Annotated in this window: 21 protein-coding genes; 13 read left to right on the top strand and 8 right to left on the bottom strand. The window is 73.6% G+C overall.

Translation table 11 applies throughout. The features are described 5' to 3' along the window. Window positions 1-450: a Zn-ribbon domain-containing OB-fold protein gene (locus ACIGJO_RS34925; RefSeq protein ID WP_399965302.1), complete on the top strand. Its 450-nt coding sequence runs from the start codon at window positions 1-3 to the stop codon at window positions 448-450. A gap of 3 nt (window positions 451-453) precedes the next feature. Next, window positions 454-1,230, top strand: a complete 777-nt coding sequence (locus tag ACIGJO_RS34920) for an enoyl-CoA hydratase/isomerase family protein (RefSeq protein ID WP_399965300.1) — start codon at window positions 454-456, stop codon at window positions 1,228-1,230. Window positions 1,231-1,272: 42 nt separating this feature from the next. Here ACIGJO_RS34920 and ACIGJO_RS34915 read toward each other — a convergent pair whose 3' ends face one another. Next, window positions 1,273-1,818, bottom strand: a complete 546-nt coding sequence (locus ACIGJO_RS34915; protein ID WP_399965298.1) for a hypothetical protein — start codon at window positions 1,816-1,818, stop codon at window positions 1,273-1,275. Between the two features lie 229 nt (window positions 1,819-2,047). On the opposite strand from ACIGJO_RS34915, the gene ACIGJO_RS34910 reads away from it, so the two are divergent. Continuing rightward, a complete protein-coding gene (locus tag ACIGJO_RS34910; RefSeq protein WP_399965296.1) occupies window positions 2,048-2,701 on the top strand; it encodes a hypothetical protein in 654 nt (217 codons plus the stop codon). Here the strand turns inward: ACIGJO_RS34910 and ACIGJO_RS34905 are convergent, their stop codons facing one another. Together ACIGJO_RS34905 and ACIGJO_RS34900 are read right to left on the bottom strand one after the other, a co-directional pair. Further along, the gene (locus ACIGJO_RS34905) at window positions 2,702-5,095 is read right to left on the bottom strand and encodes a serine/threonine-protein kinase (protein ID WP_399965294.1); all 2,394 of its coding nucleotides are present in this window, start codon (window positions 5,093-5,095) and stop codon (window positions 2,702-2,704) included. 281 nt (window positions 5,096-5,376) lie between these two features. Beyond that, window positions 5,377-6,186: a VOC family protein gene (locus tag ACIGJO_RS34900; protein WP_399965292.1), complete on the bottom strand. Its 810-nt coding sequence runs from the start codon at window positions 6,184-6,186 to the stop codon at window positions 5,377-5,379. Between the two features lie 417 nt (window positions 6,187-6,603). Here ACIGJO_RS34900 and ACIGJO_RS34895 point away from each other — a divergent pair, with 417 nt between their 5' ends. Further along, complete coding sequence (locus tag ACIGJO_RS34895; RefSeq protein ID WP_399965290.1) at window positions 6,604-7,251, top strand: TetR family transcriptional regulator; 648 nt, start codon at window positions 6,604-6,606, stop codon at window positions 7,249-7,251. A gap of 293 nt (window positions 7,252-7,544) precedes the next feature. Here ACIGJO_RS34895 and ACIGJO_RS34890 read toward each other — a convergent pair whose 3' ends face one another. Beyond that, complete coding sequence (locus ACIGJO_RS34890; RefSeq protein WP_399965288.1) at window positions 7,545-8,033, bottom strand: nitroreductase family deazaflavin-dependent oxidoreductase; 489 nt, start codon at window positions 8,031-8,033, stop codon at window positions 7,545-7,547. Beyond that, window positions 8,033-9,238, bottom strand: a complete 1,206-nt coding sequence (locus ACIGJO_RS34885; RefSeq protein ID WP_399965286.1) for an acyl-CoA dehydrogenase family protein — start codon at window positions 9,236-9,238, stop codon at window positions 8,033-8,035. Before ACIGJO_RS34885 ends, ACIGJO_RS34890 begins: the two co-directional genes overlap by 1 nt. A 276-nt stretch (window positions 9,239-9,514) precedes the next feature. Between ACIGJO_RS34885 and ACIGJO_RS34880 the strand changes: the two genes are divergently transcribed. The 4 genes from ACIGJO_RS34880 (at window position 9,515) to ACIGJO_RS34865 (ending at window position 13,205) form a co-directional block, all read left to right on the top strand. Then, window positions 9,515-10,696 (top strand): thiolase C-terminal domain-containing protein, encoded by a 1,182-nt coding sequence (locus ACIGJO_RS34880; RefSeq protein ID WP_266931900.1) that lies wholly within the window; start codon window positions 9,515-9,517, stop codon window positions 10,694-10,696. Window positions 10,697-10,900: 204 nt separating this feature from the next. Next, a complete protein-coding gene (locus ACIGJO_RS34875) occupies window positions 10,901-11,578 on the top strand; it encodes a pyridoxal 5'-phosphate synthase (RefSeq protein ID WP_399965283.1) in 678 nt (225 codons plus the stop codon). Window positions 11,579-11,651: 73 nt separating this feature from the next. Further along, window positions 11,652-12,560, top strand: coding sequence for a zinc metalloprotease HtpX (gene htpX, locus ACIGJO_RS34870; RefSeq protein WP_399965281.1), 909 nt, complete (start codon window positions 11,652-11,654; stop codon window positions 12,558-12,560). A 60-nt stretch (window positions 12,561-12,620) separates the two neighbouring features. Continuing rightward, a complete protein-coding gene (locus ACIGJO_RS34865; protein ID WP_399965279.1) occupies window positions 12,621-13,205 on the top strand; it encodes a hypothetical protein in 585 nt (194 codons plus the stop codon). 215 nt (window positions 13,206-13,420) lie between these two features. Here the strand turns inward: ACIGJO_RS34865 and ACIGJO_RS34860 are convergent, their stop codons facing one another. Together ACIGJO_RS34860 and ACIGJO_RS34855 are read right to left on the bottom strand one after the other, a co-directional pair. Next, a complete protein-coding gene (locus ACIGJO_RS34860; RefSeq protein WP_399965277.1) occupies window positions 13,421-13,834 on the bottom strand; it encodes a Zn-ribbon domain-containing OB-fold protein in 414 nt (137 codons plus the stop codon). Beyond that, window positions 13,831-14,283 (bottom strand): DoxX family protein, encoded by a 453-nt coding sequence (locus ACIGJO_RS34855; RefSeq protein WP_399965275.1) that lies wholly within the window; start codon window positions 14,281-14,283, stop codon window positions 13,831-13,833. The genes ACIGJO_RS34860 and ACIGJO_RS34855 overlap by 4 nt, the downstream gene beginning before the upstream one ends. 187 nt (window positions 14,284-14,470) lie before the next feature. Here ACIGJO_RS34855 and ACIGJO_RS34850 point away from each other — a divergent pair, with 187 nt between their 5' ends. Together ACIGJO_RS34850 and ACIGJO_RS34845 are read left to right on the top strand one after the other, a co-directional pair. After that, window positions 14,471-15,643, top strand: a complete 1,173-nt coding sequence (locus ACIGJO_RS34850; RefSeq protein ID WP_399965273.1) for a flavin-containing monooxygenase — start codon at window positions 14,471-14,473, stop codon at window positions 15,641-15,643. Window positions 15,644-15,940: 297 nt separating this feature from the next. After that, window positions 15,941-16,936 carry an AraC family transcriptional regulator gene (locus ACIGJO_RS34845; RefSeq protein ID WP_399965271.1) on the top strand — a complete coding sequence of 332 codons (996 nt, stop codon included), beginning with the start codon at window positions 15,941-15,943 and terminating at the stop codon, window positions 16,934-16,936. A 354-nt stretch (window positions 16,937-17,290) separates the two neighbouring features. On the opposite strand, the gene ACIGJO_RS34840 is transcribed toward ACIGJO_RS34845, so the two are convergent. Then, the gene (locus ACIGJO_RS34840) at window positions 17,291-18,139 is read right to left on the bottom strand and encodes an NAD(P)H-binding protein (RefSeq protein WP_399965269.1); all 849 of its coding nucleotides are present in this window, start codon (window positions 18,137-18,139) and stop codon (window positions 17,291-17,293) included. Between the two features lie 435 nt (window positions 18,140-18,574). Between ACIGJO_RS34840 and ACIGJO_RS34835 the strand changes: the two genes are divergently transcribed. From ACIGJO_RS34835 to ACIGJO_RS34825, 3 genes are all read left to right on the top strand, one after another. Continuing rightward, window positions 18,575-20,803 (top strand): acetate--CoA ligase family protein, encoded by a 2,229-nt coding sequence (locus tag ACIGJO_RS34835; protein ID WP_399965267.1) that lies wholly within the window; start codon window positions 18,575-18,577, stop codon window positions 20,801-20,803. 145 nt (window positions 20,804-20,948) lie between these two features. Further along, on the top strand, window positions 20,949-21,782 hold the full coding sequence (locus ACIGJO_RS34830) for an enoyl-CoA hydratase/isomerase family protein (protein ID WP_399965265.1): 834 nt from the start codon (window positions 20,949-20,951) through the stop codon (window positions 21,780-21,782). Window positions 21,783-21,847: 65 nt separating this feature from the next. Next, window positions 21,848-22,456: a flavin reductase family protein gene (locus ACIGJO_RS34825; RefSeq protein WP_399965343.1), complete on the top strand. Its 609-nt coding sequence runs from the start codon at window positions 21,848-21,850 to the stop codon at window positions 22,454-22,456. The last annotated feature ends 57 nt before the right edge of the window (window positions 22,457-22,513 follow it).

The raw sequence follows: 22,513 nt of genomic DNA, 5'->3' as shown, positions 1-22,513 counted from the left end.
ATGCCGACCCCCGATTCCCTGCTGCTGCCCGTCGTCGACGAGGACGGGGCGCCCTTCTGGGAGTACGCCGCCGCCGGTGAGCTCCGCGTCCAGGCCTGCGCCTCCCCCGCCTGCGGCGAACTGCGCTTCCCGCCCCGGCCCTGCTGCCCGCACTGCCAGTCCTTCGACAGCGAGTGGCGGGCGATGAGCGGACGCGGCCGCATCTGGTCGTACGTGCTGCCGCACCCGCCGCTGCTTCCGGCGTACGCCGAACAGGCCCCGTACAACGCGGTCGTGGTGGAGCTGGCCGACGCCCCGCACATCCGGCTGGCCGGCAACGTCGTGTCCGGGCCGGCGGCACCGCTGAACTCCGTGGATCCGGGGCGGCTGCGGATCGGCGCGGCGGTACGGGCCGTCTTCTGCCCCCTCACGCCGGAGATGACCGTGGTCCGCTGGCTGCTGGAGCGCTGAGCGATGACGCTGCGAACGGAGCGGGACCGGGAGAGCGGGGTCGCCGTGGTCACCCTGGACCGGCCCGAGAAGCTGAACGCCGTCGATCTCGCCATGGCGGGTGAACTGGCCGCCCGCTGGCGGGACTTCCGCTTCGACGAGGACGTGCGGGCCGTCGTCCTCACCGGGGCGGGCGGCCGGGCCTTCTGCACCGGGATCGACCGGGGCGCCGAGGTGCCGCAGCCGCCGTCCCCCTACTCCATCGACGATCCGCTGCTGAGGATCGGGCCGAAGGCGAACGACCTGTGGAAGCCGGTGATCGCGGCCGTGGAGGGGATGGCCTGCGGCGGGGCGTTCTATCTGCTGGGCGAGGCCGAGTTCGTCGTGGCGTCCGAGGAGGCGACCTTCTTCGACCCGCACACGACGTACGGAATGGTCAGCGCCTACGAGGCGATCGCCATGGCCCAGCGGATGCCGTTCGGGGAGGTGGCCCGGATGTCCCTGATGGGCACGGCCGAACGGGTGACGGCCCGCCGCGCGTACGAGACCGGGCTGGTCAGCGAGATCACCCCGGCCGGTGGCGCGGTGGCGGCGGCGGTCCGGGCGGCGGCCACGATCGCCTCGTACCCGACGGACGCGGTCCAGGGCACCGTACGGGCGGTGTGGTCCGCGAAGGAGGCGGCCCGCACCCAGGCCATGGCACAGGCTCCGCACCTCATCGCGCTCGGCAGTCTGGCGCCGGAGCGGCAGGCGGAGCTGTTCGGAGGACGGGGCGGGGGCGGGGCTCCCCGGCTGCGGTGAGCGCGCCCGCTCCCCGCCCCGTCGTTCGGGGGCGCCCCGCCGTCAGGGGCGCAGCTCCGCCGTGACCCGGCAGCGCTTCACCTTGGACACCTTGCGGGGGTTGTCCATGCGCACCACGAGGTCCTTGACGAAGCCGTGGTCGAGCGTCGCGGTGGTCTCGGCGGAGTCGACGGTGTTGCCGAGGGCGTCGAGGAACGTCACCTCGACCTCGTACGTCTGCGAGCCGAGGGCCATGGACTTCAGCTCCACGAGGGAGGAGGTGACGGCCTTGCGCTTGCCCTTGCGGGGCTGGGCGCAGCGGACGACCCGGACCTCGGGGACGTCGGAGGTCGTGGCGGTGGGTGTCGGCGTCCCGTAGTCGGTGCCGCCGGAGGAACCGCTCGACGAGCTGTCGTAGTCGTCGTTGTCGTAGTCGTGGTATCCGCCGTTGCTCTTCTTGGAGTTGGAACAGCCGCCGCCCGATCCGCTGCTCTTCCCGCTGCTGCTCTTCCCGCTGCGGCTCTTGCCGCTGCTGGAGGTCGAGAATCCGGTGAGTGCCAGCACCACCACGACCAGGACCGCCGCGAACCTCATACGCCGCCGCATCATCGATGCAGCCCCCCTTGTGTTGTCGTCTTCCGCTTTCCCGCCGCCTTCTCCCGCCCACAGCATGGCGGCCGAAGACCCATGACCAGGTCATGACCCTGTCACGGTCACGTCATGGTCCGTGTGGCGGGGGTGCCCGGCCGGGCGTAGCGTCGGCCGGGGGCCGGGCGTGGACGCCGACAGGCGCCGCGCGCCGCATGGCACACACGGCGAGCGCCGCTGGAGGCTGATGATGATCCGCAACGTCCTCGGCTCCGTCGTCGCCCTCATCGGAGCGGCCGGCGCGGTCCAGAGCCCCTTCCTGCGCTGGTACGACGGCCGGTTCGGCCACGACTACCGCGTCCAGGACCTCTTCGGCGGGATCACCGCCACCTCGTCCGCGGTCATGTCCTCGATCCTGCTGCCGTTCCTGTTCGCCGCACTGGTGGTGGTGGTCGGCGTGATCCTCCGGTCGCGGCTGCTGGTGGCGTTCGCGGGCGTGGTGGTGCTCGGCTTCACCGTGCTGTGGATGGTCCGCCAGGGGCAGGTGGCGGGCAGCCTGGCGGTGGCCTCGGACGGGTCCGGGCTCCGGTGGGGGGTGGCGGGCGCGCTGGCCGGCGGGGTGCTGATCCTGCTGGGGGCGCTGCTGATGTCGGGGCGGCCGAAGCGGGTGGAGCGGCGTACGGAGCCCTATCCCGCGCCCGGCCGGGAGCACCCGGACACCTGGCCGCCCACGCAGGAGCCGGGGATGTCCGCGCAGACGTCGCCCTGGCCGGAACCGGAACCGGAGCCGTACACCGGGCCGGACCCCAGGGACCCCAGCCACTCCCCGGACCCCGGGGACACGAACCGGCCGCCGCAGCCGCCGCAGCAACCGCCACAGCCTCCGCAGCCGCCGCAGGGCTGACTACGCGCGGGCCTTGTTCCCCGTGCCCGTGCCCTTCAGCGCGTCCAGCGCGTACACGCACCGGTCCTTGCTGCAGGCGTACACGACACCCGCCCGCGCGACCGGTGAGCCCGTGATCTCGCCGCCCGTGGCGAGCTTCCAGCGGAGCTGGCCGCCCGCCGCGTCCAGGGTGTACAGCACATGGTCGGCGGAGCCGAAGTGCACCCGGCCGTCGGCGACGACCGGGGCGCCCACGACATCGCCGCCCGCGGCGAACCGCCACTTCGGGGTGCCGGTCACCGCGTCCAGGGTGTACAGCGCGCTGCCGCTGCCCACATGCACGTTCCCCGCCGCGACCAGCACGGGTTCGATGGACTGCCGGGCCTCCGTGGCGATCCGCCAGCGGTCCTTGCCGGTCGACGCGTCGAGCGCGTACACCGTGCCGAGGTAGTCGGCGAGGTACACCCCGCCTCCGGTGACCGCGGGACCGGGGGCGAACGCGGGCGGCGACAGGAAGACCGCGGGCGACTCGAAGTGCCAGCTCACCCGGCCCGAGTCCGTGTCGACGGCCAGCACCCGTGTCCCCGCCGCGATGTAGACGTAACCGTCGGGGGCCGGGGTCACCCGGACCGGGACACCGCCGCAGGAGGCCGCGTCACCGATGGGGTACGACCAGCGCTCCAGGCCGCTGCGGGCGTCCACGGCCCGCAGCCGGGCGTCCTGCCACAGGTACACCGTGCCGTCGTGTATCACCGGCCCGGCCTCCGGCGTCTCGAAGTCCGACTGGACGCCCGTGACCTCCCACAGCTTCTCGCCGTTGGACGCCTCCCACGCCTGGACGCCGCCGCCCCGGGTGGCCGTCAGGACGGTGCCCCGGTCGGCCTTCAGGCAGTACACCCAGGCGTCGGTCCGCAGCCGCCACTGTTCGGCACCGCTCGCCGCGTCCAGCGCGTACAGCGACGGGCCGTCCGAGGCATGGATCCTGCCCCCGTCGACGGCCATCGCCCAGGCCACGTCCCGGGTCTTGAACTGGCGCCGGCCATTGCCCACGTCCAGCGCGTGCACCTCGAAGGACGTCACGTACAGCAGGTCGCCGGAGACGATGGGCGTCCCCCACACATCGTTCGACATGCGAAAACGCCAGGGCCGCCAGCGGTCCGGCGCCGCGTCCGGGGCGACGGCCGGGGGCGGCACCGGGGCGGCCGGGGCCGTCTGCGCGGCGGTCGCGCCGGTCAGCCCGGCGGGCGCCCGGACCCAGCCGGTGGCAGCCGCCGGATGCGCGGCGGCGGCACCGCGCCCCTCCCCGGCACGCGGACCGGGGCCGATCGGCACCTGCGCCCCGGCCAGCCGCACCGGGCCGCCGTCGGGTGCCGGGGACGACATGGGGGCGGGCGAGGAGAGCGGGGACGGGGAGCGCAGATCGGCGCCGCTGCGCCAGCCGGTGTCCGGGGCGCGCGGCGGCCTCGGGGGCGGCGGCGGTACGGCCACCGGGGCGGGGGCGGCCGGCGCGGCGGTACGGCCGCCGCCCCGGCGCTGCTCGATCATCGCGGTGGCCCGCGCGGGCAGCCAGGCCGACGCCGTACCGCTGTCGTCGCTCCCGGAGGCGAACAGGTGCGGGGCGAGCCTGGCCTGGAGGTCGGCGGGGCTGGGCCGCAGCGAGGCGTCCATCTGCATGCAGGACTCGATCAGCGGCCGCAGGTCGTCCGGCAGCCCCTCGGTGTCCGGGCCCTCCCGGAGCAGCATGAACACCGTCTCGACCGGGTTCGCCCCGTGGAACGGGGCGTGGCCGGTGGCGGCGAAGACGAGCGTCGAGCCGAGCGAGAAGATATCGCTGGCACCGGTCACGCTGCGCGAGTCGCGCGCCTGCTCGGGAGACATGTAGGCGGGGGTGCCCACGGCGACGTTCGTCATGGTCAGCCGGGTGTTGGAGACGCCGGACGCGATACCGAAGTCGATCACCCGGGGGCCGTCCTCGACGACCAGGACGTTGGACGGCTTCAGGTCGCGGTGGACGAGGCCCGCCCCGTGGATGGACTGGAGGGCCTCGGCGATCCCGGCGGCCAGCCAGTGCACGGCCTGGGTCGGCATGGGCCCGCACTCGTTCACTATCTCTTCGAGGGAGGGCGCGGGCACATAGGCGGTGGCCAGCCACGGCACGGCGGCACGGGGGTCGGCGTCGACCACGGCGGCCGTGTAGAAGCCGCTGACGGCGCGGGCGGCCTCCACCTCACGCGTGAAACGGACCCGGAACAGCTGGTCCTCGGCGAGCTCCGTACGGACCGTCTTGATCGCCACCCGACGGCCGGACGCCGAGCGCGCGAGATAGACCAGCCCCATGCCGCCGGCGCCGAGCCGTCCCAGCACCTCGAACGGGCCGATCCGCCTCGGGTCGTGCTGCGTCAGCTGCTCCACCACTTGCCTGCCACCTCCCCGTACGGACCTCAGGAACAGAAGCCCGCGTATTCCCGCCCTGTGCAGCGTCTCACCACTGGGCACCACCTGGCGGTGCGCACCCCGATTCTTCCTGGCTCGGGCGCCGGTTGCGAACCCGGGGGCGGATCAGGGTGTCTCATGTCACTTCGCCCGCTATCCGCACACAACGGCCGCCGGAAGTGAATTCGGGAGCCGTCCGGATCACGGAAGCCGTGCGGGATCGCTTCCGGCGGCCGTTCGCGGGGCGGGGAAGCCGCCGGGGGTCACGGAAGCAGCCCGGACGGCTGGAGTACGGCGAAGGCGGCGCCCTGGTCGTCGTGGAGGACGGCCATCCGCCCGTGCGGGATGTCGAACGGCGGGGCGGTGACCCGGCCGCCGAGGTGGACGGCGGTCTCGGCGGTCCGGTCGCAGTCGGCGACGGCGAAATGGATGAGGAAGTGGCTGGGCATCTCGGCGGGGAAGGCGTCCGTGATGACGCTGCGCCCCCCGACCGCGCTGTCGGGGCCGGGTTCGGTGCCCGCCGGGGACCACAGCCGGAAGTCGACGAGTGATTCGGCGGTGCCGGGGGCGTCGGCGCCCGCCTCGTCCAGGTCGGTGCCGCGGAAGCCGAAGACCTTCTCGTAGAAGGGGTCGACACGTTCCGGCTGCCGTGTGTAGACCTCGGTCCAGCAGAAGCTGCCCGGCTCGTTCTGCTTCTCGAAGCCGTCGCGGTCACCCGCCTGCCACAGACCGAAGACCGCACCGCCGGGGTCGGCGGCCTGCGCCACGATCCCGGCGCGCCCCGCGTGCACCGGCTCGGTGATCACCTGGCCGCCCTCCGCCCGGATCGCGGCGACGGTCGCCCGGATGTCCTCGGTGGAGAAGTACACACCCCAGGCGGTGGGCATCCGGCCGTCGCTCTTCGCGGCGAGGGCGGCCACGAGACGGCCGTCGCTGTAGGCATCGGCGAAGGGCATGCCATCGCCCGCCCGGAAGGTCCAGCCGAAGAGCCCGCCGTAGAAGCGCTTGCCCGCTTCGAGGTCGGAGAGCTGCACATCCACCCAGCACGGCGCGGAGTGCGCGAATGCGGCCATGAGCCCGGATCCTTCCGTCGCGGTGACGCCCGTCACACTCAACGTAACGTCGCACCCCGCACTCCGCGCCCCGGCGCACTCCTGACGCGTCCCGGCCCGGCAGTGACGGAGCCCTGTCCGGCCGTGACGGACCCCCGCCTCGCCGTGACGGACCCCGGCCCGGCCAGGGAGAACATCCGGCCCGTCCATAGAGAACATTCGCCCGAATCGTGAAGATCCAGCGCCCTCGTGGACGAAAGTTGTCCACCGAAGTTGTCCACAGGCTGTTGATAACACTTATGCCCGTCGGGCGGTACACAGCGGAAGATTCCGTTCCGGAAAGTTCCGGATGCCTCCGCGCACCCCTCCGGTCCTGCGGCGTTCCCCATTTGCAGTCGGCCGAATCGCGCTCCGATCACCCGTCGGTAAGCTGACGGCATGACAGGACAAGTACGCACCGTCGACGGCCGCGTGGCCGGACGACGCGGCCAGGCGACGCGGCAGAAGCTGCTCGACTGCCTCAGCGAGATGCTCAGCTCCTCGCCGTACCGGGACGTCAAAGTCATCGACGTCGCCCGGAAGGCCGGGACTTCACCCGCGACTTTCTACCAGTACTTCCCCGACGTCGAGGGCGCCGTCCTCGAAATCGCCGAGGAAATGGCCAAGGAGGGCGCCGGACTGACCGAACTGGTCGCGGGCCGCTCCTGGGTCGGCAAGGCCGGCTGGCAGACCTCCGAGGAACTGGTCGAAGGATTCCTCGACTTCTGGCGCCGCCACGACGCGATCCTGCGCGTGGTCGACCTCGGGGCGGCCGAGGGCGACAAGCGGTTCTACAAGATCCGCATGAAGATCCTGAACTCGGTCACCAACTCCCTCACCGATTCGGTCAAGGAGCTCCAGGCCAAGGGCAAGGTCGACAAGGACATCAGCGCCGCGGCGATGGCGGGCTCCCTGGTGGCGATGCTGGCCTCGGTCGCCTCGCACCAGAAGGGCTTCACCACCTGGGGCGTGAAGCAGGCCGAACTGAGGCCCAACCTGGCCCTGTTGGTCCATCTGGGCATCACCGGCAAGAAACCCACGAGGTAGGCACCGGCACCGGACACCCTCGCTCGCACCGGGCACGCACGGCAGTCCCGGGTGCCCCAGGTCCTGTCTCACCGACGGCGGATCACGCATGTGGTCCGCCGTCGGCGTTCCCGAACCGCGCGCGGCCCGTCCCGGAGAACTTCCGCGCCGCTCGGCCCGTCGCCGGCTCGACAGGAACCTCCGCGTCACGCCCGGCCCGTCATGCTCCCGCCGGGGCGCCGGCGGCCGGTGTCACGCACCGGGCCCGTCGCCCTCCCACCGCTCCACCGCCACTCCACCGGCGGTCCGCCCCGTCACGTGTCCTCCCGCCGCTCCACCCGGAAGAGCCGGATCTCCCGCTCCACCCGCGCCTGGTACGCCGCGTAGGGCGGCCAGAACCGCAGCGCCACCTGCCACACCTCGGCCCGCTCCCCGCCCTGGAGCAGCCGGGCGCGCACCGGAACGTCCCGGCCCTTCCAGTTGACGACGGCCGCCTCCGGGTGGGCCAGCAGATTCGCGGTCCAGGCCGGATGCCCCGTACGGCCGAAGTTGCTGCCGACCAGAATCCAGCTGCGGTCCGCCCCGCCCTCCGGCATGCAGGCCAGCGGCGTGGTCCGCGGCCGCCCGCTCCGCGCGCCCGGCACCGTCAGGATCAGCCCCGGCAGCATCCGGGAGCTGAGCAGCACCCGGCCCCGGGTGAGCCGGTGCACGGCACGGTCCATCGCGGGGACCACATGCGGGGCGATCCGCGCGAAGGCACGGGTGGAGGAGACCTTCTGGATCAGCCGGGCGCCGCGGGCCATCAGACCGCCACCCCGCGCCCGGTGGTGTCCGGCGCGAACAGGCCCGCCTGCCGCGCCGCGTGGTCGCGCAGCCGGTGGACGGGGCCGAAGAGCAGTTCGTCGGAGGCGGCCCGCTTGAAGTAGAGGTGCGCCTCGTGCTCCCAGGTGAAGCCGATGCCGCCGTGCAGCTGGATGGCCTCCGACGTGGTGACCCGCAGCGCCTCCAGCGCCTGGGCGAGCGCCAGCCCGCCCGCCGCCGGGTCCCAGGCCGCGTAGTAGGCCGCCGAGCGGGCCGCCTGCACCTGGACGTACAGGTCGGCCAGCCGGTGTTTCACCGCCTGGAACGAGCCGATGGGCCGGCCGAACTGTTCGCGTTCCCCGGCGTACGCGACGGTCCGGTCCAGCGCGCTCTCCGCGGCCCCGACCGCCTCGGCGGCCAGTACGGCGGCGACCGTACGCCCGGTCGCGGCCAGCGCGCCCGCGGCGTCCGTGGTGTCGTCGGCGCCGAGGAGTTCGGCGGAGGTGTCGCGCAGTTCGACCCGGGCGAGCGCTCTGGTGCCGTCCATCGAGGTCTGCCGGGTGCGGACGAGGCCGGACGCCGACGCGGCAGGCACGAGGAACAGGAGCGTACGGCTGCGCGGGAAGCCCCCGGCGTGGGCGGCGACCAGCAGCAGCCCGGCGCTGTGGCCGTCGAGGACCTGGGCGGCCTCCCCGTACAGCCGCCAGCCCCCGTCGCCCCCGCCGTCGTCCGGCCGGGCCTGGATGCCGCCGGCCCGGCCGCCGCCCGCCCACTGCCCGCCGGCGTTGTCGCCGGTCAGGCCCAGGGCGGTGGCCAGCGAGCCGCCGGGTACCGCGAGGGCGGCGGTCAGGGTGCCCCCGGCGATGCGGGGCAGCAGGGCGGTGCGCTGGGCCTCGGTGCCGAGCCGGGCGATCAGGGGTGCGGCGAGTACGGAGGTGGCCAGCAGGGGGGAGGGCAGCAGGGCGCGGCCCGCCTCCTCGCAGGCGAGGGCCAGTTCGGCGGTCCCGCAGCCGACCCCGCCGTACGCCTCGGGCAGCGCGATCCCGGGCAGCCCCAGCTCCCGGGCGAGCCGGTGCCACAGGGCCTCGTCGTAGCCGGGTGCGGTGTCCGCGGCGGCGCGGACCTCGCCGGGTCCGCAGTGGGTGACCAGGAGTTCGCGCAGGGTGCGGCGGATCTCGTGCTGCTCCGCGGTGAAGGCGGCGTCCATCTCGGGCTCCTTCCCCTCGGGGGCCGGCGGCCCCCGATCTGACGGTCCGTCATGTTAGGCGGGAAGCGGCGAGAATCCCAGACTCCCGCACCACGCGCGCTCCCGCACCCGTGCACGCACCCCCGCGCCCGCGCACTGCCCCCGCCACCGAACCGCCCCCACCCCCGCTCCCGCTCCCGCTCCCGCATGCTCACGCACCACGCCACGCACTCACGCCGCGAGAACGCGCCCTCCACGGAGGCTGCGCCCGACCGTATCTGATGTACCGTCAGATTCATGCCTTCCTCACCCTCCTCCCCCCCGCGCAAGGTCGCTGTCGTCGGCATATCCCTCGCGGACTGCGGACGCGTCGACGGTCCCACCCCGTACGCCCTGCACGCCCAGGCCGCCCGCCGGGCGCTGGCCGACTCGGGCCTGGACCGCTCGGTCGTCGACGGCTTCGCCTCGGCCGGTCTGGGCACGCTCGCCCCGGTCGAGGTCGCCGAGTACCTGGGCCTCAAGCCCACCTGGGTGGACTCCACGGCGGTCGGCGGCGCGACCTGGGAGGTGATGGCGGCGCACGCGGCGGACGCCATCGCCGCCGGTCGCGCCAACGCCGTACTCCTGGTCTACGGGTCCACGGCCAGGGCCGACATCAAGGCGGGCCGCCGCACGTCGAACCTGTCGTTCGGGGCCCGCGGCCCGCTCCAGTTCGAGGTGCCGTACGGGCACTCGCTGATCGCCAAGTACGCGATGGCCGCCCGCCGCCACATGCACGAGTACGGCACGACGCTGGAGCAGCTCGCCGAGGTGGCGGTGCGGGCGCGGGCGAACGCGGCGGCCAACCCGGACGCGATGTTCCGGGACCCCATCACGGTGGACGACGTGCTGTCCGGCCCGATGATCGCGGACCCGTTCACCAAACTGCACTGCTGCGTCCGCAGCGACGGCGGCTGCGCGGTGCTGCTGGCGGCGGCGGAGTACGTACCGGACACGGCGAAGGCCCCGGTGTGGGTCCTGGGCACCGGGGAGCACGTCTCGCACTCCACCATGTCCGAGTGGGAGGACTTCACCGTCTCCCCCGCCGCCGTATCGGGCCGGCTGGCCTTCGAACGGGCCGGGGTGCGGCCCGCCGACATCGACCTCGCCGAGATCTACGACGCCTTCACCTATATGACGCTGGTGACGCTGGAGGACCTGGGGTTCTGCGCCAAGGGCGAGGGCGGCGCGTTCGTGGAGAAGGGCCGGACGGGCCTGACGGGCGAGCTGCCGGTGAACACGGACGGCGGCGGCCTGTCCGCCTGCCACCCGGGGATGCGCGGGCTGTTCCTGCTGGTGGAGGCGGTACGGCAACTGCGCGGCGAGGCGGGCGAGCGCCAGGTGAGACGCGCGGGCGGACGGCTGCCGGAGCTGGCGGTGGCGTCGGGGACGGGCGGATGGTTCTGCTCGTCGGGGACGGTGGTGCTGGGGCGGGGCTGAGGGGCGGGACGGAGGGGACGGGACGGAGGGGGCGGGGCTGAGGGGACGGGGCTGAGGGGACGGGACGGAGAGTGCGGGGCCGAGAAGGCGGGACCGAAAGGAGGGGCGGGAAGGCACGGCTGAGAGAGCACGACGACCCGCTCGCGCAGCCACGACCAGCGCGGCTCGGCATGACGCACCGGGCTACGTGAATGATGAGGCCGCATGAACGACGCGACGTCCGATACCCAGCGCGCCTTCCGCGACCTTCTGCACGCCCAGCGCGTCTGGGACACCGACCTTCCCGGCTTCGACCCGGCCACCGCACCGCACTCCCCCGTACCCCTCTTCCACACCTGGTTCGCCGAGGCCGTGGCCGCCGGGCAGCCCGAGCCGCACACGATGACACTGGCCACCGTCGACACCGGGGGCCACCCCGACGTACGGACGCTGATGCTGCACGACGTGGACGACCGGGGCTGGCACTTCGCCACCCACGCCACCAGCGCGAAGGGCCGCCAGCTCGCCGCCCGCCCGTACGCCGCGCTCGGCTTCTACTGGCCGTCCCTGGGGCGGCAGGTACGCGTCCGCGGCCCGGTCACCGTCCGCACCCCGGCCGAGAGCAGCGCCGATCTGCACGCCCGGTCCACCGGGGCACTGGCCGCGGCCCTGACCGGGTCGCAGAGCGACGTCCTGGGCTCCGGCGAGCAGCTGGCCCGCGCCGCCGACGCGGCCTGGGAACGGGCACGGGCGGAGCCGGACACCGAGGTGCCGACCTGGACGCGCTACACGGTCGAGCCGCACGAGGCCGAGTTCTTTCAGGGCGACGCCCGGCGGCGGCACATCCGGCTCCGCTACCGCCTGGCGGACGGAGCGTGGGTACGGGAACTGCTCTGGCCCTGAGAAGGCGCCCATTTATTCGATTTCAACAAGAAAGGGGCACTATGGGATACAGGTGAGCTGTTGGGAGGCACCGATGCCACGAGCCCGTTCGCGGTACGCCCCGGACCGCGGTCTGACCACCCGCATGGTGAGCACCATGTTCTTCATCGGTCTGCTGTACGTCGTTCTCGTCGGCGTACTGCTGGTGGTGCTGCGCGGGTCCTGGCCGATCATTCTGATCATCACGGGCGGCCTCTTCGTCGCCCAGTTCTGGTTCAGCGACCGCATCGCCGCGTACGGCATGGGGGCCCGCGAGGTCACACCCGAGCAGGCCCCCGAGCTGCACGGTGCGATCGACCGGATCTGCGCCCTGGCGGACATGCCCAAACCGCGGGTGGCGATCGCGCGGAGCGACGTACCGAACGCCTTCGCCACCGGCCGCAGCGAGAGGTCCGCCCTCGTCTGCGCCACCACCGGGCTGCTGCGCAGACTGGAACCCGAGGAGCTGGAGGGCGTCCTCGCACACGAGATGTCGCACGTCGCGCACCGCGATGTCGCCGTCATGACGATCGCGTCGTTCCTCGGAGTGCTGGCGGGCGTCATCACCCGGGTGGCCCTGTGGGGCGGCTTCGCCCGCAGCCGGGGCAACGACCCGGCGGGCATCATCGTGATGCTGATCCCGCTGATCAGTGCCGTCGTGTACGCGCTCAGCTTCCTGCTGACCCGGCTGCTCTCCCGCTACCGCGAGCTGTCCGCCGACCGCACGGCCGCCCTGCTCACCGGCCGCCCCTCGGCCCTCGCCTCGGCCCTGACGAAGGTCAGCGGCCAGATGGCCCGCATCCCCACCGAGGACCTGCGGAAGGCGGAGCCGTACAACGCCTTCTACTTCGTCCCGGCCTTCTCCTCCAAGGAGAGCCTGGGCAGGCTGCTCTCCTCGCACCCCACCCTCGAACAGCGCCTCGACCAGCTGGCCCGCATCTCGGCGGACCTGTCCCGCCCGTAGGAACATCCACTTCCGGAGACCCGCCCCAGGGCCCCGCCCGATTCCCGAAGGAGAAGCCCCGTGGGCCTGCTCGACTCGATCCTCGGCCGGAGCAGACCGGTCCGCCCCGACCTCGACCAGCTCTTCGCCGTCCCCTCGGCCGCGCTCACCCTCCAGGCCGGCGCGGGCTTCACACCGACGGGCCTGGGGTCGGTGTGCTTCGCGGGGGTGGAGGGCGGCGGCTTCGCCCGGGTCCAGGAGGACGTACGGGAACTGCTGGACGCGGACACGGGCCGGGGCGGCGTCCCGGTGGAGCTCAGCCGTGACGCGTACGGCTACACGTGGCTGCTCACCCGCTGGCCGCCCGAGGACACGGCAGGCCTGGTCAACGACCTCCACGCGGTGAACACCCTGCTCCAGGACGGCGGCTTCGGCCCGCACCTGCTCTGTTCCCTGATCGGCTTCCGGGACGGGGAGGGGCGCCCGCTGGCGCTGGTGTACCTCTACAAGCGCGGCACGTTCTACCCGTTCGCCCCGGTGCCGGGCAGCACCGAGAAGCGTGACAACCAGCTGGAGTTGCAGGTCAGGGCCACACTCGGCGACGACCTGCGCGTCGAGAAGGACCTCGCCCGCTGGTTCCCGGTCTGGGGCGCGCCGGGGCTGTGACACGGGAGCCCCGGCGCGGCGGTCAGGGGTGGCGGGACCGTTCGGGGAAGGCGGGGCGGTTCAGGGGATGGCGGGGCGGTTCAGGGGGAAGGCGGGCTGTTCAGGGGGAAGGCGGGCTGTTCAGGGAATGGCGGGCCTTTCGCCATGCCGGTGGGTTCGGGCCGGCCGCCCGCTCACGCACGGGCGGACGGACCGGACCGGACCGGGCCGGCCGGTCAGCCCTGCGGCCGGAAGACCGCGACGGCCTCCCGCCCCTCCTCCTGCCGGAACGTGACCCGCAGAGCCATCCCGACGGCCAGGTCCGCCTCCGCGCAGTCCACGATCTCCGTCATCATCCGGGGCCCCTCGGCCAGGTCGACGACGGCGGCGGCGTACGGGGTGCGGGTGCCGAAGGGCGGCAGGTCGTTGCGGTGGACGACGGACCAGGTGTAGAGCGTGGCGAGGCCGGACGCCCGCTCCCAGGTCACGTCCTCGCTCCAGCAGTGCGGGCAGAACTCGCGGGGGTAGTGGTGGGCGCGCCCGCAGGCCGCGCAGCGGCGCAGGAGCAGGTGGCCCGCGGCGGCCGCGTCCCAGTAGGGGCGGGTGAAGGCGTCGGGCTCCGGCAGGTCGTAGCGGGGGGCGGCCGTCACAGGAAGAATCCGATCGCTCCGTCGAGGGACCAGGTCTGCCAGGACATGGCGAACAGGGCGACGAGGGAGATCAGCGCCATCATCGCGTTCTGCCCCTGCTCGGCCCAGTCGTGGATCATCAGGACCAGGTAGAGCAGGTTGAGCAGCAGCCCGGCGACCAGGGCGACCGGAGTGAGGAATCCGGCGACCAGGCCGAGGCCCAGGGCGAGTTCGGCGTACACGACGAGGTGGGCCATGAGCTCGGGGCGCGGCGCGACGACGCGTTCGAAGCCGGTGCGCACCACCGCCCATCTGTGCTTGCCCGCCACATCGGCCGCCCAGGCGATGCCCGTACCGCGCTCGAACCAGCCCTTCTTGTCCTTGTGCCGCCAGCTCTCCAGCCACCACAGGCCGAGTCCTATACGGAGGACGGCGAGCCATTCCGCTCCGCCCAGCCAGATGGTCCGCATCAGAGCCCCTCCCGGTCAACCGAATCTGACGGTACGTCAGTTCACCTGATGGCGACCGGAGTACGCAAGGGGCGTGCTCGACCGGAGTGGGCGAGGAAGCACGCCCACACGCACCCGTGATCAATTCGCAATCGATTTCCACCTTGACCGCGACCCATCAACACCGCACGCCATTACGCTCCCAAGCATGTCCGAGCGCGCGTCCCTCACCGGCCCGTCCACCAGACCCGTCTACGTCATCGGCGGCGGTCCGGGCGGACTCGCCGTCGCTGCCGAACTGCACGCGCGGGGGCTGAGGGCGGTGGTCCTGGAGAAGTCGGACGGCGTCGGCGCGTCCTGGCGCCGCCACTACGACCGGCTGCGCCTGCACACCACCCGCCGCTGGTCGGCCCTGCCGGGACTGGCGATGCCGCGCCGGTTCGGCCGGTGGGTGTCCCGGGACGATGTCGTGCGCTACCTGGAGAAGTACGCCGATCACCACGAGCTGGAGGTGGTGACGGGCGTCGAGGTGTCCCGCGTCGACCGGACCGCCGACGGCACCGGCTGGCAGCTCGCCGCCAGCGGCGGCCGGGTACTGACCGGGCAGGCGGTCGTGGTGGCCACCGGCTTCAACCACACTCCGCGCACACCCGCGTGGCCGGGCCTCGACACGTTCACCGGGGAACTGGCGCACGCCTCGGAGTACCGCGCCCCCGCCCCGTACGCGGACAAGGACGTCCTGGTCGTCGGCATCGGCAACACCGGGGCGGAGATCGCCGTGGACCTGGTGGAGGGCGGCGCCTCCCGGGTGCGGATCGCGGTCCGCACGGTTCCGCACATCGTGCGCCGGTCCACCGCGGGCTGGCCCGCGCAGGCGACCGCCATCCTCGTGCGCCGGCTGCCCGTACGGCTCGTCGACGGGGCCGGCCGGCTGCTGTCCCGGATCGCCGTTCCCGACCTCACCGAACAGGGCCTCCCCCGCCCGGACACGGGCCTCTACTCGCGGGTCAGGGAAGGGGCGATCCCGGTCCAGGACGTGGGGCTGATCGACGCGGTGAAGAGCGGCCGGGTGGTCCCGGTGGCCACCGTGGAATCCTTCGACGGGGACACGGTGGTACTGGCCGACGGCACCCGGATCACCCCGGACGCGGTGATCGCGGCGACCGGCTACCGGCGGGCCCTGGAGGACCTGGTCGGCCACCTGGACGTCCTGGACGCGCGGGGGCGGCCGGTGACGCACGGCGGCCGTACGCCCAAGCAGGCACCCGGCCTGTACTTCACCGGGTTCACCAACCCGATCAGCGGCATGTTCCGCGAAATGGCCCGGGACGCCGGGAAGATCGCCCACAGCATCGCGAAGCGCACGGCCCGCGCGGCCTGACCCGTACCGGAGCCGGGACCGTACCGGCGCCGGGGCCTCGGGTCCGGGCCCCGCCCGCCCGGACCGTACCGACGCCCGGAACTCGGAGCCGGGCCCCGCGCGCCCGGACCGTACCGACGCCGGGACCTCGGAGCCGGGCTCCGCGCGCCCGAACCGTACCGACACCCGAACCGTACCGACACCGGGGCCTCGGGGCCGGGCCCCGCGCGCCCGCCCCGGGGCCGGAACCACGGCCGCCCGTCCGCGGCAGACAGGTGGACCGCCCGGAGCCGGACCGGAAATGCGTACGGTTGGTGCATGGACGTGTTCGACGAGCTGTTGCGGAGCGTACGGGGCAAGGGCGCGGTGTTCGGCCGTTCGGTGCTGTACCCGCCGTGGTCCCTGCGGTTCACGGACGGGGCGTATCTGACCCTGTGCGTGCCGCTGAGGGGAGCCGGGTGGATCGTCCCGGAGGGCGGCGGTGCGCCGCAGCGGGTAGGGCTCGGCGAGGCCGCGATCGTACGGGGTCCGGCGCCGTTCCTCTTCACCGACGAACCGGCCACGGGGACGGGGGCGGGACCGGGACCGGGGACGAGGCCGGGGGCCTCGGTGCGGGAGGTGCGCTGGCGTGACGGCCGACCGGGCGAGGGTCCGGCCGACGACGACGAGCTCACCGGCCCCACCGTCCTGCTGGCCGCCGCCTACGACGTCCAGGCGGAGGTGCCGCAGCGGCTGCTCCGGGTGCTGCCCCCGGTACTCGTCGTGCCGGACGACCACGACTGCACGGCGATGCGCGACTACCTGGAGGCCCAGATCGCCGGGGCACGGCCCGGCCGGCAGATCGTGCTCGACCGGCTGCTGGACTGGCTGCTGGTGTGCACGCTGCGGGACTGGCTGGACCGCCCGGAGGCGGACCCGCCCAAGTGGTACCGCGCCCTGGGCGACGACGTGGCGGGCCCCGCCCTGCGCGCGATGCACGAGGACCCGGCCCACCCGTGGACGACGGCCGAACTGGCGACCCGGGCCGGGGTGTCGCGGACGACGCTGGCGAAGCGCTTCACGGAGATCGTCGGGGAGGCGCCGGTGGCGTATCTGACCGAGTGGCGCATGACCCTCGCGGCCGACCTGCTCACCCGTCCCGAGCTGACGGTGGCGGCCGTGGCCCGCCGGGTGGGGTACGCGGACGCCTTCGGCTTCAGCGCGGCGTTCAAGCGGCTCCGGGGCGAGAGCCCGAGCGCGTACCGCCGGGCGGCCGGGGCCCTCCCCCGCCCGGAGCGGGACGAACGCGAAGAACGGGAAGCCCCGGCGGGCTGAATCGCGGGGGCTCCGGGCCACGGGTCCAAGGGCTGCGAATCGGGAGCTCAGGATCGAAGGACTCAGGGCCGAGGGCTTCAGATCGGCGGCTTCAGATCGGCGGCTCCGGATCGGGGAGCTCGGATCGGGGAGCTCCGATTCGGGAGCCGCGGATCGAAAGGCTACGGATCGAGGGGCCGCAGGTCCAAGGGCCGCGGATCGAAGGCCTTCTGACCGCGGTGGAGCCGGGCCGGTGGCGCAGCGGCCACCGGCCCCATGTCCCGTCGGCCCGCCCACGCCCCACCGGCCCGTCGGCCCAGCCGCACCACCCCGGCACGGACCGCCGCTCCCCGCACGCTCACGCCTCCCCCGCGCTCACGCCTGCCAGGCGCCCCCCGCGGCCGCGTCCCGGACGAACTCCGCGAAGTCGCGCGGTTCCCGGCCGAGCGCGCGCCGTACCCCGTCGACGACCGGGGCCTCCTGGCTGGTCCGGACCGGCTTCAGCGCGTCGGTCCAGAGCGCGGCCTCGTCGTCCGGGACCCCCTGGGCGACGAGCCCGGCCCGGAAATCCGCCTCGTCGACGGGGACATAGCGGGCCCGCCGCCCGGTGACCTCGGCGATCTCGCCGAGCACGTCGTCGATCCCGAGCGCCCGGGTGCCGGACAGCTCGTACACCTGCCCCGCGTGGCCGTTCCCGGTGAGCGCGGCGACGGCCACCGCCGCGATGTCCTCGGCGTCGACGAACGCGGCCTTGCCGTCCCCGGTGGGCAGCGCGAGTTCGCCGCCGGTCACGCCGTCGGCGAAGACGCCCTCGCTGAAGTTCTGGGCGAACCAGCCCGGCCGCAGGATCGTCCACTCGACCCCGGAGGCCCGCACCGCGGCCTCCCCCTGGGCGTGCGGCCCCTCATCGTCGTACGCGGCCCCGAAGTACCCCGGTACGTCCGCGCCCCGGGCCGACAGCAGCACCAGCCGCCGTACTCCGCTCTCCACCGCCTGCTTCACCAGGGCGGGGGTCGGCGAGGGCGAGATGTCGTACGGGACGATGTAGGCGGCCGTGACGCCGTCGAGAGCCGCCGCCCAGGTGCCGGGGTCCGCCCAGTCGAACGGGATCTCCGCGGACCGGGAGGCGACGCGGGGCTCCACGCCCCGCTCACGGAGCTGGGCGGCCACCCGGCGGCCGGTCTTGCCGGTGCCGCCGATCACGAGAACAGTTTCGTTTGTCATGACTGAAGCCTGTCCCGGCGGACGCCGCGCGGCCATGTCCCGGAATCCGCGATGAATGTCCGCGCGTCCGGACCCCGTCCGCCAGGGCTCCGGACGCCTGGGCCACCGTGCGTGCGCGCTCCGGACGCCGGGCCACCGTGCGTGCGCGCTCCGGACGGTCCGCGCTCCGGACGCCTGGGCCACCGTGCGTGCGCGCTCCGGCCCCTCCGTGCCCCGGACCCTACGGACTCCGGACCGTCCGGACAACGGCCCCGGCGGCGGGCCGCCCCGGACCCCGGCCCCGCGGTTCCGGGGCGACAGTGCGTACGCGTTACGTCCCAACCATTCCTGACGGGCCGTCAGTTCAGTAACCTGACAAGGTGTCAGCTATGGAACGGGGCCCGGCCGACTCCGCGGGGCCCGGACGGACTCCATCGAGCAGAAGTGGGCGGAACGATGCTTGGATCGACTCACGGCACCCTCACCACCGACTTCCGCGCCCGGGTGGTGGCCTGCGGCGAGGAGCCGCACGCCGCCGTCGTCAGCATGACCACCGCCTCGGCGGAAGGCGGCCTCGACGTCAGCGGACGGCCACTGCACGCGGCCGTGCCCGACCTCGACCGGTTCTTCCGGCCACGCTCCGTGGCCGTCGTCGGGGCCTCCGACACCGAGGGGCGGCCCAATACCGGGATCACCCGGCAGCTCATCGCCTGGGCCGAGCGGGTGGGGGCGCGGCTGTACCCGGTGCACCCCACGCGGGACGCCGTGTTCGGGCGGGCCTGCTCCCCCTCCGTGGCCGATCTGCCGGAACAGGTCGACCTCGCCGTACTGCTGGTCGGCGATCCCCTTCCGGTCATCGAGGAACTCGCCGAGGCCAAGGTGAAGTTCGCCGTGGCCTTCGCGTCCGGATTCGCCGAGACCGGGGAGGCGGGCGCCGCCGCGCAGGCCCGGCTGACGGCCGCCGTGGAGCGGTCCGGGCTGCGGCTGCTCGGTCCGAACACCAACCTCAACGCCTTCGAGGAATTCCGGGAGGACCTGGACGGACCGGCGATCGCCCTCATCACCCAGTCCGGCCACCAGGGCCGCCCCGTCTACACGCTCCAGGAGCTGGGCATCCGGCTCTCCCACTGGGCGCCCACGGGCAACGAGGCCGATCTGGAGACCGCCGACTTCATCTCGTACTTCGCCGAGCGCCCCGAGGTCGGGGCCATCGCCTGTTACGTCGAGGGCCTCAAGGACGGCCGCGCCTTCCTCCTCGCCGCGGACCGGGCGGCCCGTGCCGGGGTCCCCGTCGTGGCGGTCAAGGTGGGGCGTACGGAGGCGGGCGCCCGGATGGCCGCGTCACACACCGGCAAACTGACCGGCGCCGACCAGGTGGTGGACGCCGCGATGCGGCAGTTCGGGGTGATCCGGGTGAACGGACTCGACGAACTCCAGGACACCGCCGCGCTGCTGGCCCGCGCCAGGCCGCCGCAGGCCGACGGGGTGGCGGTGTATTCGATCTCGGGCGGCACGGGCGCGCACTTCTCCGACCTGGCCACCGGGGCGGGACTCAGCCTGCCCACCCTGTCCGAGGAGAAGCAGGCCGAGCTGCACGCCTGGATCCCCGGCTATCTGAACGTCGCCAACCCGATCGACAACGGCGGCCACCCGGTCGGCGACTGGCGCGGCCGCAAGATCATCGACGCGATCCTCGCGGACCCGGCCGTCGGGGTGCTGATCTGTCCGATCACCGGCCCCTTCCCCCCGATGAGCGACCGGCTCGCGCAGGACCTGGTGGACGCGGCGGAGACCACGGACAAGCTGGTGTGCGTGATCTGGGGCTCGCCCGTCGGCACGGAGGACGCCTACCGCGGGACCCTGCTCGGCTCGTCCCGGGTCGCCACCTTCCGTACCTTCGGCAACTGCATCACCGCCGTGAAGGCCTATCTGGACCACCACCGCTTCGCCTCCGGCTACCGCTCGCCCTTCGACGAGGCGCCGCGCACCCCGTCGCCGTCGTTCCGCAAGGCGCAGGCCCTGATGCGCCCGGGACGCCAGCTGAGCGAGCACGCGGCGAAGCAGCTGCTGCGCGCGTACGGCATTCGCGTACCGCGCGAACAGCTGGTGACCAGCGCGGCGGCGGCCGTACGCGCGGCCGGGCTGGTCGGCTACCCCGTCGTCATGAAGGCGTCCGGCGCGCAGCTCGCCCACAAGACCGAGCTGGGCCTGGTCAAGGTCCGGCTCACCTCCGCCAGCCAGGTCCGCGACGCGTACCGGGAGCTCACGGACATCGCCCGCTTCGAGTCCATCGACCTGGACGGAGTCCTGGTCTGCCAGATGATCGAGCGGGGCGTCGAGATGATGGTCGGCGTCACCCAGGACGCCCTGTTCGGGCCGACCGTCACCGTGGGCCTCGGCGGCGTCCTGGTCGAGGTGCTGCACGACGCGGCGGTCCGCGTACCGCCGTTCGGCGAGGACCAGGCCCGGGACATGCTCGGCGAGCTGCGGGGCCGGGCCCTCCTGGAGGGCGTACGCGGCGGAGCGCCGGCCGATGTCGACGCGCTCGTGGAGGTCGTGCTCCGGGTCCAGCGCATGGCCCTGGAGCTGGGCGGGGACCTCGACGAACTGGACATCAACCCGCTGGTGGTACTGGGGCGGGGGCAGGGCGCGGTGGCCCTGGACGCGCTGGCCGTCTGCCGCTGATCCCGTACGCCTCCCCCACATTCCCGCCCCTCCCCGCCTTCCCCGTCTCGCCCGTTTCGCCCGTTTCGCCCGGAAGCCCGTAACCCTGCCCCTGCCCCCGCCCGCGACGCCCCTGCCCGCGTCGCCCCCGCCATGGAGCTGCCTCATGCCGTCCTCCCCCGAAGACACCACCGAGTCCGTCGAACCCGTTGAGTCATTGGTACTCCACACCACTGACAACGGCGTCTCCTGGATCACCCTCAACCGGCCCGACGCCATGAACGCCGTCACCTGGGACCAGCGCGAACGCGTCATCGCCCTGCTCTCCGAGGCCTCCGCCGACCCCGCCGTGCGGGCCGTCGTCCTCACCGCCACCGGCCGCGGCTTCTGCGCGGGAGCGGACCTGCGCGGCGCCCCGGCCTCCGGCGGTGAACGCGTACCCGGAGATGTCGCCCGTACGATCCGGCTCGGCGCGCAGCGGCTGATCGCCGCCGTCCTGGACTGCGAGAAGCCGGTGATCGCCGCCGTCAACGGGACCGCGGCCGGCCTCGGCGCGCACCTCGCGTTCGCCTGCGATCTGGTCCTGGCCGCCGAATCGGCGAAGTTCATCGAGGTCTTCGTACGCCGGGGGCTCGTGCCGGACGGCGGGGGCGCGTATCTGCTGCCCCGGCTGATCGGGCCGCAGCGCGCGAAGGAGCTGATGTTCTTCGGGGACGCGCTCCCGGCGGCGGAGGCGGAGCGCATGGGGCTGGTCAACAGGACGGTGCCGGACGCGGAGCTGGCGAAGACCGCCGGGGAGTGGGCGCGGCGGCTGGCCGAGGGGCCCACCCGGGCGATCGCGCTGACGAAGGAGCTGGTGAACGCCTCGCTGGACAGCGACCGGGCGACGGCGCTGGCCGCCGAGGCGATGGCCCAGGAGATCAATATGACGACGCGGGACGCGAACGAGGGGGTCGCGAGCTTCGTGGCGCGACGTGCGCCGAAGCACCGGGGACTGTAGGGGTCGCGACCCTTCCCGTCTGATGGTTCGTCAGTTCTAATGGAGGTGTGATGGGACACGCAGGTATGGCCGCGACCGCCGTCCGGTACCTCAGGTCCGCCGGTGCGGGAACCACCGCCCCGGCCCCCCTGGACCCGCTGCCGCGGCCCGAGCTCAGAGCCGTCCGGGAGGACGAGCGTCCGCCGGTGGACGCGGGCGAATTCCGGCGCGTGCTCGGGCACTTCGCGACGGGCGTCACCGTCGTCACCGCACGGGACGCGGACGGCCCGGCCGGTTTCGCCTGCCAGTCGTTCGCCTCGCTCTCCCTCGATCCGCCGCTGGTCGTTTTCCTGGTCGCCCGGACATCGACGACCTGGCCGCGCATCGCCCGCGCCGGGGTCTTCTGCGTCAACATCCTGGGCGCGGACCAGGGCGCGCTGTGCCGGGGGTTCGCGGTGAGCGGCGCCGACAAGTTCGCCGGAGTGGCGTACGAGGACGCCCCCGTGACCGGGTCACCGCTCCTGCGCTCCGTACCGGCGTGGGTCGACTGCCGCATCCAGACCGTCCACACGGGCGGCGACCACCTGATCGTGGTCGGCCGGGTGGAGGCGCTGGGGACGGCGGAGGAGGCGGACGGGGCGGGGCCGGACCCGCTGCTGTTCCACCGGGGAGCGTTCGGGCGGTTCAGCCGCTGAGCCGCCCGCGGGCCGAACGGTGCCCATCGCGCGGTACGGTCGCCCTGCCGCGCCGCC

This window comes from Streptomyces sp. NPDC079020 (genome assembly GCF_044542225.1).
GTDB lineage: Bacteria > Actinomycetota > Actinomycetes > Streptomycetales > Streptomycetaceae > Streptomyces.
The sequence above is the reverse complement of the archived record's forward strand: the minus strand, read 5'-3'. Positions and strand labels throughout refer to the sequence as shown.

Bases quoted from the DNA above. Each gene is read 5' to 3' on its own strand.
- ACIGJO_RS34840 (WP_399965269.1), bottom strand. From the start codon at position 18,139: ATGACAAACGAAACTGTTCTCGTGATCGGCGGCACCGGCAAGACCGGC.
- ACIGJO_RS34875 (WP_399965283.1), top strand. From the start codon at position 10,901: ATGAACGACGCGACGTCCGATACCCAGCGCGCCTTCCGCGACCTTCTG.
- ACIGJO_RS34910 (WP_399965296.1), top strand. From the start codon at position 2,048: ATGATCCGCAACGTCCTCGGCTCCGTCGTCGCCCTCATCGGAGCGGCC.
- ACIGJO_RS34900 (WP_399965292.1), bottom strand. From the start codon at position 6,186: ATGGCCGCATTCGCGCACTCCGCGCCGTGCTGGGTGGATGTGCAGCTC.
- ACIGJO_RS34855 (WP_399965275.1), bottom strand. From the start codon at position 14,283: ATGCGGACCATCTGGCTGGGCGGAGCGGAATGGCTCGCCGTCCTCCGT.
- ACIGJO_RS34845 (WP_399965271.1), top strand. From the start codon at position 15,941: ATGGACGTGTTCGACGAGCTGTTGCGGAGCGTACGGGGCAAGGGCGCG.
- ACIGJO_RS34825 (WP_399965343.1), top strand. From the start codon at position 21,848: ATGGCCGCGACCGCCGTCCGGTACCTCAGGTCCGCCGGTGCGGGAACC.
- ACIGJO_RS34925 (WP_399965302.1), top strand. From the start codon at position 1: ATGCCGACCCCCGATTCCCTGCTGCTGCCCGTCGTCGACGAGGACGGG.
- ACIGJO_RS34835 (WP_399965267.1), top strand. From the start codon at position 18,575: ATGCTTGGATCGACTCACGGCACCCTCACCACCGACTTCCGCGCCCGG.
- ACIGJO_RS34890 (WP_399965288.1), bottom strand. From the start codon at position 8,033: ATGGCCCGCGGCGCCCGGCTGATCCAGAAGGTCTCCTCCACCCGTGCC.
- ACIGJO_RS34880 (WP_266931900.1), top strand. From the start codon at position 9,515: ATGCCTTCCTCACCCTCCTCCCCCCCGCGCAAGGTCGCTGTCGTCGGC.
- ACIGJO_RS34830 (WP_399965265.1), top strand. From the start codon at position 20,949: ATGCCGTCCTCCCCCGAAGACACCACCGAGTCCGTCGAACCCGTTGAG.
- ACIGJO_RS34885 (WP_399965286.1), bottom strand. From the start codon at position 9,238: ATGGACGCCGCCTTCACCGCGGAGCAGCACGAGATCCGCCGCACCCTG.
- ACIGJO_RS34850 (WP_399965273.1), top strand. From the start codon at position 14,471: ATGTCCGAGCGCGCGTCCCTCACCGGCCCGTCCACCAGACCCGTCTAC.
- htpX (WP_399965281.1), top strand. From the start codon at position 11,652: ATGCCACGAGCCCGTTCGCGGTACGCCCCGGACCGCGGTCTGACCACC.
- ACIGJO_RS34920 (WP_399965300.1), top strand. From the start codon at position 454: ATGACGCTGCGAACGGAGCGGGACCGGGAGAGCGGGGTCGCCGTGGTC.
- ACIGJO_RS34915 (WP_399965298.1), bottom strand. From the start codon at position 1,818: ATGATGCGGCGGCGTATGAGGTTCGCGGCGGTCCTGGTCGTGGTGGTG.
- ACIGJO_RS34895 (WP_399965290.1), top strand. From the start codon at position 6,604: ATGACAGGACAAGTACGCACCGTCGACGGCCGCGTGGCCGGACGACGC.